The 11,930-nt window shown below is 68.8% G+C and carries 13 protein-coding genes; 9 read left to right on the top strand and 4 right to left on the bottom strand.

Features of this window, described 5'->3' with window-relative positions; genetic code table 11:
* Nucleotides 1–967 (bottom strand): DUF6350 family protein (locus MIC448_RS12910; RefSeq protein WP_036300440.1); only part of this gene is annotated, 967 nt, incomplete at its 3' end.
* A 149-nt stretch (nt 968–1,116) separates the two neighbouring features.
* On the opposite strand from MIC448_RS12910, the gene MIC448_RS12905 reads away from it, so the two are divergent.
* From MIC448_RS12905 to MIC448_RS12880, 6 genes are all read left to right on the top strand, one after another.
* Entirely contained in the window at nt 1,117–1,458 is a 342-nt protein-coding gene (locus MIC448_RS12905; protein WP_051513847.1) for a hypothetical protein, read from the top strand.
* A gap of 107 nt (nt 1,459–1,565) precedes the next feature.
* Nucleotides 1,566–2,438 (top strand): hypothetical protein, encoded by an 873-nt coding sequence (locus MIC448_RS12900; protein WP_158497547.1) that lies wholly within the window; start codon nt 1,566–1,568, stop codon nt 2,436–2,438.
* Nucleotides 2,435–2,983: a hypothetical protein gene (locus MIC448_RS12895; RefSeq protein WP_036300432.1), complete on the top strand. Its 549-nt coding sequence runs from the start codon at nt 2,435–2,437 to the stop codon at nt 2,981–2,983. Before MIC448_RS12900 ends, MIC448_RS12895 begins: the two co-directional genes overlap by 4 nt.
* On the top strand, nt 2,980–3,624 hold the full coding sequence (locus MIC448_RS12890; RefSeq protein ID WP_036300430.1) for a hypothetical protein: 645 nt from the start codon (nt 2,980–2,982) through the stop codon (nt 3,622–3,624). The genes MIC448_RS12895 and MIC448_RS12890 overlap by 4 nt, the downstream gene beginning before the upstream one ends.
* Nucleotides 3,608–4,210, top strand: coding sequence for a hypothetical protein (locus MIC448_RS12885; protein WP_036300428.1), 603 nt, complete (start codon nt 3,608–3,610; stop codon nt 4,208–4,210). The genes MIC448_RS12890 and MIC448_RS12885 overlap by 17 nt, the downstream gene beginning before the upstream one ends.
* On the top strand, nt 4,207–4,536 hold the full coding sequence (locus MIC448_RS12880) for a hypothetical protein (RefSeq protein WP_036300426.1): 330 nt from the start codon (nt 4,207–4,209) through the stop codon (nt 4,534–4,536). The genes MIC448_RS12885 and MIC448_RS12880 overlap by 4 nt, the downstream gene beginning before the upstream one ends.
* A 146-nt stretch (nt 4,537–4,682) precedes the next feature.
* On the opposite strand, the gene sucD is transcribed toward MIC448_RS12880, so the two are convergent.
* From sucD to MIC448_RS12865, 3 genes are all read right to left on the bottom strand, one after another.
* Nucleotides 4,683–5,585, bottom strand: a complete 903-nt coding sequence (gene sucD / locus MIC448_RS12875; RefSeq protein WP_036300423.1) for a succinate--CoA ligase subunit alpha — start codon at nt 5,583–5,585, stop codon at nt 4,683–4,685.
* Nucleotides 5,586–5,609: 24 nt separating this feature from the next.
* Complete coding sequence (sucC, locus tag MIC448_RS12870) at nt 5,610–6,773, bottom strand: ADP-forming succinate--CoA ligase subunit beta (protein WP_036300421.1); 1,164 nt, start codon at nt 6,771–6,773, stop codon at nt 5,610–5,612.
* Nucleotides 6,774–6,854: 81 nt separating this feature from the next.
* Entirely contained in the window at nt 6,855–8,435 is a 1,581-nt protein-coding gene (locus MIC448_RS12865) for an FAD-dependent oxidoreductase (RefSeq protein ID WP_051513842.1), read from the bottom strand.
* Between the two features lie 100 nt (nt 8,436–8,535).
* Between MIC448_RS12865 and MIC448_RS12860 the strand changes: the two genes are divergently transcribed.
* The 3 genes from MIC448_RS12860 to MIC448_RS12850 all read left to right on the top strand — a co-directional run.
* A complete protein-coding gene (locus MIC448_RS12860) occupies nt 8,536–9,207 on the top strand; it encodes a TetR/AcrR family transcriptional regulator (RefSeq protein ID WP_036300418.1) in 672 nt (223 codons plus the stop codon).
* Between the two features lie 219 nt (nt 9,208–9,426).
* Nucleotides 9,427–10,701 carry an acyl-CoA dehydrogenase family protein gene (locus MIC448_RS12855; protein ID WP_051513839.1) on the top strand — a complete coding sequence of 425 codons (1,275 nt, stop codon included), beginning with the start codon at nt 9,427–9,429 and terminating at the stop codon, nt 10,699–10,701.
* 97 nt (nt 10,702–10,798) lie between these two features.
* Nucleotides 10,799–11,930, top strand: a 1,132-nt coding sequence (locus MIC448_RS12850; RefSeq protein ID WP_036300415.1) for an AI-2E family transporter, incomplete at its 3' end; no start/stop codon positions are given.

The raw sequence follows: 11,930 nt of genomic DNA, 5'->3' as shown, positions 1-11,930 counted from the left end.
GGCGGGAGCGGGCGAACCATCCGCCGAGTGCACCCGCCGCGACGGGGATCAGCGCGATGAGCAGCAGCCACGCGTTGGATGCGTCGGGCACGGCGCCCAGCACGGGGATCGATGGGACCACGGCCAGATCGGTGCCGACGGGCGAGACGGTGCTGCCCGTGCCGATCGCGAAACCGGGGCCGGCGATCCACGAGATCGTCCACACGATGAGGGTCGGGACGTAGGCGAGCTGCCCGAGGGTGACGACGATCGCGCCGAGGATGTCGACGTTGCCGGCTTGATAGAGCGCGACGATCTCGCCCCCCGACATCGCCACGGCACCCGCGAGCACCACGGCTCCGGCCCCGATAATCGCGGCCACGGTCACGGCCACGCCCAGCGCCGTCGCACTGATGACCGCGTCGCCTGCGCCGCGGCGCTCGAGCCCGTCACGACATGCGTCGATGACCCCGTCGTCCCCGTTCCGCCACGCCGAGACGATGCCCCCGATCAGCACGGAAACCGCATACAGGGCCGCGGGGATGACGATGGCCTGCCAGAGAACCGTCGAGACGACATCGGTCGTGGAGGTGAGGGCGATCACCGTCGAGAGCGCTCCGGAGACGAGAAGCGCGGAGACGAATCCGGTGAACCACGCGCCGGAACGTGCCGCGCGGGCACCCGAGCGAACGCCGAAGATGACGGTGAAGGCGGCGAAGCCGAGGGGGGCGAGCGAGAACGCGAATGATGCGGCATCCGCCGATATGCCCGCGGCGATCAGCGTGTCCGGCAGCGTCACCTGCAGCGGCACGAGGTTGCCCGCGTGCCAGACCGCGGCCGTCGAGGGCCAGAGTGCCGCCCAGTCAGCCGTAGCCCCCAGCCCGAAGACCCACAGGGCGGTGAGGGGTGCGGCGATCACCGCGAGTCCTCCCGCGACCTGGATGAGGGCGTCGAGCGCACTGAGCAGGGCGACGATGAGGCGATGCATGGCGCCCTCGACCCTACCCGCGGCCTCGATATCGTCCCGCTCGACCCACCGCCGGCCGGACAACACTCCCGGGGCAACATGGGTATTCCTCCCCATTGGGCCACCCGGAGCGGCCCGGTTAGCATCGACAGGACTCACGAGGAGGGTCTGTGTCGCTCGTACTGCCGCAAGATATCGCGCCCATTCCCGGTGATGCCGCGGGCATCCGCAGCAGGGCCGATCGGTTCACGCGCACAGCAGATGCCATTCTGGACGCCGTCGAGGCGCTCCGCACGAGCATCGCCCAGACGCGGAACCACACCAGCGAAGCGCTCGATGTGCTCGCCGAGAACGCGGATTCGGTGTCGGAACAGCTGTCGACGCTGGAATCGCGCTACCGGGTCGCCGGGAGCGCCCTCGGAGAGTTCGGGGATACCCTCGAGAACGCCCAGGCCGAGGCCCGTTCGCTCGTCGACCAGAGCGCCCAGGCCACCCCGAATCTCGCCTACTAAACCGGCAGATCGCGATCTACACCGACCAGAGAACGACGACCACCGACCCGACCGAGCTCGCCGAGGTCACCCGTCACCTGACCGGGCTGCACAGCCGCCGCAACAACGTGCAGGGCGACCTCGCGGATCTGCAAGCACGCTTCGATCGGGTGGTGCAGGGCGTGCGGGATGCCGGGACCCACGCCGCGGGACGACTCCAGGATGCGATCGGGGGCGACGGCCTGAACGATTCGCTCTGGGACGACTTCAGCGGGTGGGTGCACGAGAACGCCGAGATCCTGAAGGCCATCCACCAGGTGATGCAGTGGGTGACGACCGGGCTCGCGATCCTGAGTCTGTTCATTCCCGTACTGGCACCGTTCGCTCTGGCCGCCGCGATCTTGACGGCGGGGCTCAGCCTGATCCTGGCCGCGACGGGCGAGATCTCGTGGGTGGACTTCGCCCTCGATCTGTTGGCGGTCGCAACCCTCGGGGTTGCCGCGGCCGCGACGCGCACGATCTCGGGCGTCATGACGGCTCTCAAGGGCACCCGGGTCGCGCGCCTCGGGGCCCAGGGGGTTTCGTCTCCGCTCCGCGTCGTGACCGGAAGCTTCAACGGTGTCCTGAAGGGGACCAAGGGTGCGCAGCTGGGTGGTCTCCAGCTGCCGTCGCTCGGGTGGGCGAAGGAGATCTGGAAGGCCAAGGGCATCTCGAACGCGCACTTCCTGCGGGTCGCCGAGATGACCAAGGCCGGCGCGAGCGGTCCGCTCGATCAGATCCTGCTCGGCATCGGGCGTCAGGAGATGGCGAAGATCACGATCGCGAACGCCGTGCGCACCGGTGCGACGCAGGTGGACGCCACCCTCAACGAGCGGATCCCGCAGCTGCTCGACCTCGCACCCGACGCGCTCGCCGACTCGCCCGTCGGCAACGTGCTCTCGAACATCAGCGAGGGATACCAGGACATCCGCGAGTCCGCGACTTGGCGGGTGGGCTCGTGACGTCGCCGGTCTCGCGCACGGGGGCGACCTCCGCTCAGCGCACGCAATCGGACAGGGCCGCGCACATCGCCGCCCGCGTCGAGTGGTGGACCGCGATCCTCGTCGTCGCCCTCGGCATCCTGCCGATCGTGGTCATCGCCGTGATCGGCCTGGCGCAGGGCACGGTGCCCGACTCGGAAGACGGTGGCATCCTGGGGTCGGGGCCGGGATATCCGCTCTTCCAACCGCCCTTCTGGCTGCTCTGGGTGCCCGCGGTGATGATGTTCGGTTTGTCCATCGCGACGTTCCCGCTCCCCCTCCAGCGCTTCCTGTGGGGTGCCCGGCTCGAGATGTCGACCGTCGCGATGGTCGGCTTCGGTACGACGCTCGCAGCCTCGGTGGCCTATGGCGGGCAGCACATCGACCTGGCCTGGGCGTCGCTCGTGCACCTCGCCGCGATCGCGCTCTTCGGCATCCGTGCCCTGCTCGGCACGCTGGGCTGGCTCCCCGAGTCGTGGCGGATCGAACCGAAGAAGCGCACCCGCGGGAAAGCCGCCCGGCGATGACGTCGACAGCGACCGAGCCGGCACGTCCCCAGGTGATCCTCCCTCCGGGATGGGTCCTGCTGCCCGTCACGGCGGACAACGCGGCGACCGCCCGCGAGACCTTCGCCGCAGGCTGGGAACGGGGCCCGCGCGACAGCATCGGTCCCTTCATCCACCGCATGGAGTCCTGGCTGACGGAGATGCTCGACGACGCGCACCGCAGCGGCGGAACGAGCGTCGTGCTGCCCCTCGGGGTGCCGTGGCAGGTGCCGGTCTCGACCGGCATCGTCTTCAGCCGCGCCGCTCCCCCGGCGGGTGTCCTCGGCGCGGGCGACGCCCTTCCCCTGCCCGATTCGGGTGACCTGGTCGAGACGGATGCGGGACCCGCCCGCCATCGCGTCGTCGACCACGAGGTTCCGGCAGATGCCCACGACACCTCGATGGTGCGGCTGCACACGATCGAGCGAACGTGGGTGGCTCCCGAGGCCGACGCGTACGTGCTGGCGACCGCCACCATCGCGGGTCAGCCGATTGACGACTACGCACCGGTTGCCGACGCCCTCCTGCTGCTGATCGAGACGATCCTGGATGCGGTGACCTGGGCGTCGCCGTCCGGTACCGACAACCAGGGCGAAAGGCAGACCGATGCCGCTGCGCGTTGATTTCGACCGAGACCTCTGGCTCTACATCCCGACCGAATGGCCGTGGATGGGGCACACCACGCTCGAGAGCTGGCGGGATGCCGTGGTCACGGCAATCGCGGATGCCTACGCCTACGACGCAGCGACGCGCGACTGGCTCTCCGCGACGATCGAGGGCATGGTGCGCGGCGCCGGAGAGGGCGAGGAGCGATTCGCCTACCTGGCGCGGCCGCACGAGAGTATCGGCATGGTCAGCCTCTACGAGTGGGCGACGCTCGCCGAATCCAGCCTCGACGATCTCTTGGGGGTCACGGATGACGCATCCATCCGCCCCGCGGTTGTCACACCGATCGAGGGCGCGGGCCTCGGACCCGGGACGAAGGCGGTGCGTTTCACCGCCGAGGTGGCGCCCGAGGCGTCCCCAGCACCGGCGATCGTCGGCGTCGCGCACTGGGTCTGGCGCCTGCCCGATCGAGACGTAATCCTGATCGCCGGAGACAGCGACCTCGTCCGCTTCGATGAGCTCCAGCCCGCTTTCGACGACCTCGCCCGCAGCATCTCTGTGGTCGCCGACGAATCCGCCCTCGAAGAACGGAGCCCCCGATGACCGGCACACTCAAGCTCGACACCGAAGATGTCGCGAGCGCCGCACGCAGCATGGGCACCATCGTCACGAACCTCGAGCGCGCGGATGCCGATGCGTCCGCGCTCGCGGGGATGATTCCCGTGCCCGAGCTCGCCCGCGCCGCGGAGGATTTCGCGGGCAAATGGGACGACCGTCGCCGCACCTTGATCGAAGAGATCAACGCCCTCAAGGAGCAGGCCTCGGCCGTCGCCGAGGCCTTCGACGCCGCGGACTCGTCGCTCGTCGACGTGCTGACGCGGCCGCCCGAGCAGGCTCCCCCGACGCACCCGGGCAACATTCCGGTGTAATCCCGTCGACCAGGTCGATTCACGCCGTTCCGGCGGCCCGTCAGGCACATCCTCCGGAATGTTGTGCGCCCAGGCCTGGGAAAACAACGAAGAAGGGCGGATGCTGCAGCCTGAGCCGCGGCATCCGCCCTTCTTGCGTGTGAGTGCTAGAGCGCCTCGATGACCTCGCGCATGAGCGCGGCGGTCTCGCTCGGCGTCTTGCCGACCTTGACCCCGGCGGCCTCAAGCGCCTCCTTCTTGGCCTGCGCGGTTCCCGCCGAGCCCGAGACGATCGCGCCGGCGTGGCCCATCGTCTTGCCCTCGGGGGCCGTGAAGCCCGCGACGTAGCCGACGACCGGCTTGGTGACGTGGGCCTTGATGTAGTCGGCCGCGCGCTCTTCGGCGTCGCCGCCGATCTCGCCGATCATGACGATGGCCTTCGTCTCGGGGTCGGCCTCGAACGCGGCAAGCGCGTCGATGTGCGTCGTTCCGATGATGGGGTCGCCGCCGATGCCGATGGCGGTCGAGAAGCCCAGGTCGCGCAGCTCGAACATCATCTGGTACGTCAGGGTGCCCGACTTCGACACGAGGCCGATCGGGCCCTTGCCGGTGATGTTGGCGGGCGTGATGCCGACGAGCGCCTCGCCGGGCGTGATGATTCCGGGGCAGTTCGGGCCGATGATGCGGGTCGCGTTGCCCTTGCTCTGGGCGTAGGCCCAGGCCTCGGCGCTGTCGCCGACGGGCACGCCCTCGGTGATCACGACGAGCAGCGGGATCTCGGCATCGATGGCCTCGAGCATCGCGTCTTTCGTGAACGCGGCGGGGACGAAGGCGATCGAGACGTCCGCGCCGGTAGCGGCCATGGCCTCGCTGACCGAAGCGAAGACGGGCAGCTCGACGGCGTTGCCCGAGGCATCCGTGTGCGAAACCGTCGTGCCGGCCTTGCGGGCGTTGACGCCGCCGACGACCTGGGTGCCGGCCTTCAGCATGAGTGCCGTGTGCTTGGTGCCTTCGCCGCCGGTGATGCCCTGGACGATGACCTTGGAGTCCTTGTTGAGGAAGATCGACATTTCTCTACAGTCCTTTTATCCGGGTCAGACGTTGGCGAGCTCGGCGGCCTTGTCGGCGCCCTCGTCCATGGTCTCGGCGAGCGTGACGAGCGGGTGGGCGTATTCGCGCAGGATCGCGCGGCCCTCTTCGACGCGGTTTCCGTCGAGGCGGACGACGAGCGGCTTGGAGGCCGTCGCGCCAAGCGTGTCGAGGGCGCCGACGATTCCGTTGGCGACCGCGTCGCAGGCTGTGATGCCACCGAACACGTTGACGAAGACGCTCTTTACCTGCGGGTCGCCGAGGATGACGTCGAGGCCGGCGGCCATGACGGCGGCGGATGCTCCACCACCGATGTCGAGGAAGTTCGCGGGGGTCACGCCAGCGTGGGCTTCACCCGCGTAGGCGACGACGTCGAGCGTCGACATGACGAGGCCCGCGCCATTGCCGATGATGCCGACCTGACCGTCGAGCTTGACGTAGTTGAGGTCGTTCTCCTTGGCCTTCGCCTCGAGCGGATCGGCGGCGTCCTTGTCTTCGAGAGCCTCGTGGTCGGGGTGGCGGAACGCGGCGTTCTCGTCGATCGAGACCTTGCCGTCGAGAGCGATGATGTCGCCCTCTGCCGTCAGCACGAGCGGGTTGACCTCGACGAGCGTCGCGTCCTCGCCCTTGTAGACGTCGTAGAGCTTGACGAAAACGTCAGCGACCTTCGGGGCGAGCTCGGCATCGAAGCCGGCTGCCTCCGCGATCTCGAGCGCCTTGGCGGGGTCGATGCCGGTCAGCGGGTTGACCTCGATGCGGGCCAGAGCCTCGGGCTTCTCGACGGCGAGCTGCTCGATCTCCATGCCGCCCTCGACGCTCGCGAGGCTGAGGTAGGAACGGTTGGCGCGGTCAAGCAGCACCGAGAAGTAGTACTCGGTGGCGATGCGGGCGCCCGCCGCGACCATGACGCGCTTGACGACGTGGCCCTTGATGTCGAGGCCGAGGATCTGCTGAGCAGCCTCATATGCCTCTTCGGGGGTCTTGGCTACCTTCACGCCGCCGGCCTTGCCGCGGCCTCCGACTTTCACCTGGGCCTTCACGACGACGACACCACCGATCTTCTCGGCGGCCGCCTTCGCCTCTTCGGCGGTGTCGGCGATGATGCCCGCGAGAACCGGCACCTCGTACTTCTCGAATAGGTCTCTTGCCTGGTACTCGTAAAGATCCACGTTGCAGTCCTTCGCTGTCGCGCCGGGGAATTTCTTCGAAAAGAGTCTTGATGTCGAGAGATCGACCAGTCCCCGAGCCTACTACGGGGTGGTGTGAACGGCAGACGCCGGGCACCCACGCGGGGCCTCGTTCGCCGGCGCGTCCGACGGCCCATCGAGGGGCGTGAGGTCGTCGACCGCGGGGCCCTCGATTCGTGTTCCATCGGGCGCAAAACGCGAGGCGTGGAGCGGACAATCCCAGGTCCGGTCGGCATCATTCCACGACACGACTCCGCCCAGGTGCGGGCAGACGGCGCTCACCGCGCGCGTCTGTCCGTCGACACTCGACACGGCCACCGGATGCCCTGCGCGCTGGGCGATGACACCCTCCCCCTCGCCGGGGCGCGGCACGGGCACGCCCGCACTCTCCGCCCGCAGCCAGCCCTTCGCGGCTTCGGCGCCGACGAGGGCGTTCTCTCGCACACCTCGGGCCAGGTCGGCCGGAACGGTCAGACGCGTGCCGAGTGCGATCATCCAGGACGGCCGTTCGCGGAACGGCACGCGCATGATCTCGGACGTGAGCCGGATGGCGGCGGCCGGTCCGTTCGTCAGGCCCCACTTGGCGTATCCCGTCGCGAAACGCACGCGCCCGAGGGTACGGGGCATGACACCGACGAACGGCACGAGGTTGTGCGACTCGTAGTCCTGCGCCGACCAGCGTGCGACTTCGCGCGCTCCGGGGAAGTTCTTCTGTGCCCAGGCGACGAGCTCGTCGATCTCTGCCGCATCCGAGTGCGAGCGACCGACCGGATGACCGTTTCCTCCGACGATCAGACGGGCTGCGCCCGCGGGCCCGTCATCCGCGGTGACCGAGCGCACCGAGCGAGCGGGTCCGTCGATGGAGAGGAACATGCCGTCGGGGATATCGCCCTCATAGTCGAACGCGACGCAGTGCGATCGCAAGCCGCGAGTTTTGGCGAACGTCAGACCGCGGTCCATGATCGCCGTGCCGGTCGCGAGCACGATGCGATCCGCACGGAGGGCTCCCGCATCCGTCCGCACGAGGGGTTCGGGAACGGCGTGCACGGAGCGCACGCGCGTGCCCGTGTGCAGGGTGCCGCCCGCGGCGACGAAGGCCCGAGCCAGGGCGTCCGCGAGAGCGACCGGGTCGATCGCGAGTTGAACGTCGAGCGCGGCTGCCGCCATCGCGGGGAACGGTGTTGCGAGCTCCGCCTCGTCGGCACGTCGCATGTCGAGACCCGCCTCGCGTCCGGCTTCGATTTCTGCCTCGACGGCTTCCACACCTGACCGCGACGGCGTGTACGAGAACGCGGTGCGGGTGGTCATGGGCACTCCCGCGCTCTCCGCGAACTCGGTAAGCCACTCGGCTCCCGCCCGGTTCGCGTCGACATACGCGCGCACCAGCGACGCGGGGTGATGCCTGCGCAGCGTCGAGAGCGTGCTGCCCTGCAGCAGCGACACCTTGCCCGTGTTCGACCCGGTCGCAAGTTCGGCGATCTCGCCCGCCTCGACGATCGCGACGTCCTGCCCGAGGGCCGCGAGCATGAGTCCGGTCGACAGCCCCGTGATGCCGGCCCCGACGATCACGACCTCGTGCCGCGCGGGAGCGAACGGGACGGAGAGGGACGGCGTGGTGCGGTCGAGCTTCCAGAGCGGGGGCATGAAACCAGCACACCCCGCGGTCCCCGATGAAGCAACGGGGTTGACAGGGAGGCGGGGTTCGCGGAGCGCGCGGGGCCCGCGGGTCTAGGCTGCTGTCGACATGAGCGAGACACCGTCACCGTCCGCCGCGCGCACCGTCGTCGTCGCCGCGGCCCTGGAACTCTTCGCCCAGCAGGGGTTCGAAGCGACGTCGGTCGAGCAGATCGCGCGGGCCGCGGGCGTGTCACGCAGCACCTTCTTCCGGCAGTTCGGGGGAAAAGAGGATGTGGTTTTCGCAGATCACGAGATCCTGCTCGCAGACCTCCGCACCTGGCTCGAACGCGGTCATGAAAATCCGTGGGTCGCGGTCTGCGAGGCGACCGAGCGCGTCTTCCGGCACTTCGCGAGCGACCCGAAGGTCGCGCGTCGCCGCTATGAGATCGTGCGGCAGGTTCCGGCGCTTCGCGATCGCGAGATCGTGACCGTCTTCCGCTACGAGCGCCTGTTCGACGAATACCTGCGGTCGGCTCTGCCCGGCATCGACCCGCTCGACGCGGTCGGGTTCGCGGCTCTCGTGACGGCTCTCCACAATCACGTGCTGCGGCGCCTGCTGCGCGGAACCAAGCGCGTGCCGCTGTCGGAGTTGCAGGCCGCGCTCGATGGCGCCCTCCGCCGCTACGGGGTCCACCCCGACCCGGCGCCGGCGGCGGCGGACGACGTCGTGATCGCCGTGTTCCCGCGCGCGACGCCGGCGGCCGAGGTGGCGCGCCGCATCCGCTCGTCCCTCGACTGATTCCGCGCGAGAGTGCCCGTTGCTGGGCGCGAGGGTGCCCGCTCCTATCCCCGAAGGTGCCCGTTCCGAGGCACGACTGCGAAAAGGGCAACCTCGAGGCTCATAAGAGGCACCCTCGCGCGGCAAAACGGGCTCCCTCAGGCGGATGGAACAGGCCGAGATGTGGAACTGCGTCCCAAAAGTGGTGGAACCGGATGTCGCGAGAGTACCTTTGAGCGCATGAGCAGCACCGCACCCACCACGGCATCGGGCGACACCTCCGGCGACGACACCTTCCCCGGCGAGCGCGTCCCGCACTACGACGTCTCGCAGCGCCTCGACACCGACTACTACGCGGTGTTCGCCGATATCCCCGCCGAGGACCGCGCCGTCTGGGATCGGGCGAAGACGCTCGTCGACGAGGTCGCGCCGACGATGCGCGAGGCCTGGGACCGCGCCGAGTACCCCCTCGAGGTCGCGCGGCGCATCGGCGAGCTCGATCTGCTCGGCGACGGCATCGACCACCCGGACATCACGCACCTCTCGCCCCTCGCCGCCGGCCTGGTCAACATGGAGGTCTCGCGCGGCGACGGATCGCTCGGCACGATGCTCGCCGTTCAGGGTGGCCTCGCACTCCGCACGCTCGCGCTGTTCGGCAGTCCCGAACAGCAGGAGCGCTGGCTGCGCCCCCTCGCAACCTCTGAGGTGCTCGGCGCCTTCGCGCTGACCGAGCCCGACCACGGGTCCGACTCGGTGTCGCTCGAGACGACGGCCCGCCGCGACGCGGACTCCGACGAGTGGGTGCTTCGCGGCGCCAAGAAGTGGATCGGCAACGGCGCCTCGGGCGGCATCACGTTCGTCTGGGCACGCGTGGACGACCCGGATGCTGCGGAGCACGGCGCCGTCCGCTGCTTCCTCGTCGAGCAGGACCGCGCCGGGTACAGCGGCACCCCCATACTCGGGAAGGTGTCGCTGCGCGGCATCCATCAGGCGCACATCACGCTCGACGACGTGCGCCTGCCAATTGACGCGGTGCTGCCGGGTGCGAAGAGCTTCAAGGATGCTTCGACCGTGCTCTACGCCACCCGCTCGGGTGTCGCGTGGTCGGCGCTCGGGCACGCAACCGCTTGCTACGAGGCCGCCCTGTCGTATTCCCTTCAGCGCATGCAGTTCGGCAAGCCGCTCGCGAAGTTTCAGATGGTGCAGGAACGCCTGACGCAGATGCTCGACGAACTGACCGCCATGCAGCTCTACTGCCGCTATCTCGCCGATCTGGAGGCATCCGGCGCCCTCCGTCCGACGCAGGCGTCGCTCGCGAAGTTCCACAACACGCGGGCCGCGCGGCGTATCGCCTCGACCGCGCGAGATCTGCTCGGGGGCAACGGGATCCTGCTCGAGAACGTCGTTATGCAGCACCTGGCCGATATCGAGGCGATCCACACCTACGAGGGCACGGAGTCGATCCAGGCCTTGCTGATCGGCCGCGACATCACGGGCATGAGCGCCTTCGTCTGAGCGGCGACCACGGGACGACCGGAAGCTCCGGAACCTTTACCGTCCCCCTCGGACGCAAGGGCGGGCAATTCCCCGACACCCGGGGTACCGTCGTGCCATGGGACTCTTCGGCAACAGCTCGTCCGCGCCGCAACGGCCGGAAACACCGAGCCCCCTCGATGACATAGCGACACCCGTGAGCCTGTGGTCTGACGGCTTCGGACGTCTCGCCATCCGCGCCGTTCAGATCATCGTCGTGCTGCTGGTCGTGATCGGCATTATCTGGGGGATCCAGCAACTGACGCTCGTGACGATTCCCGTCGTGCTCGCGCTGATCCTGGCTTCGGCCTTCAACCCGATCATGCGCGCCATGCGAAAGCGTGGGGTGCCCTCGATCATCGCGACTCTGATCACCCTGCTGACGATCGTCGTCGTTCTCGGCGGCATCGGCTGGCTCATCGTCTGGGCAGTCCGCGACCAGTGGGACACGCTCTACAGCCAGGCGCAGGACGGCCTCCAGGATGTTCTCGCGTGGGTGGGCACCCTGCCGTTCGAATTCGATCAGGCCCAGATCGACGAATGGATCGCGACCGCGACCGACTTCGTCACGAGCGCGCAGTTCGGATCGGGTGCTCTCGCCGGTGTGAGCGCCGTCGCGAGCTTCATCACGGGCTTCGTCCTGCTCGTCGTCGTGCTCTTCTTCTTCCTGAAGGACGGCCCGCAGCTCTGGGAGTTCCTGCTGCGTCCCTTCCGTGGCGCGCACTACGCGCGAGCACGCCGCGTCGGCGACAAGGCGGTCAGCACCCTGGGCTCGTACGTCCGCGGCACCGCGGCCGTCGCATTCGTCGATGCTGTCGGTATCGGCATCGGTCTGTGGATCCTGCAGGTGCCCCTCGCGCTCCCCCTCGCCGTCCTGGTGTTCCTGCTCGCATTCATCCCGATCGTCGGTGCCACACTGGCCGGGATCCTCGCCGCCCTGGTGGCGCTCGTCTCGAACGGGCCCGTCAACGCCCTGATCGTCGTCGCGATCGTCGTCGCCGTCAACCAGCTCGAGGGTAACTTCCTGCAGCCCGTGCTGATGGGACGTTCACTCAAGCTCCATGCCTTCGTCGTGCTGATCGCACTGACGATCGGAACCGTGGTCGGCGGCATCCTCGGGGCGGTCCTCGCGGTGCCGATCACCGCCGTCGTCTGGGGTGCGATCCAGGTGTGGGACGGCCCCGACAAGCCCGCCCGGTGGGCACGTCAAA

It is taken from the genome of Microbacterium sp. C448, from assembly GCF_000582705.2.
GTDB classification, from domain to species: Bacteria; Actinomycetota; Actinomycetes; order Actinomycetales; family Microbacteriaceae; genus Microbacterium; species Microbacterium lacus_A.
The sequence above is the reverse complement of the archived record's forward strand: the minus strand, read 5'-3'. Positions and strand labels throughout refer to the sequence as shown.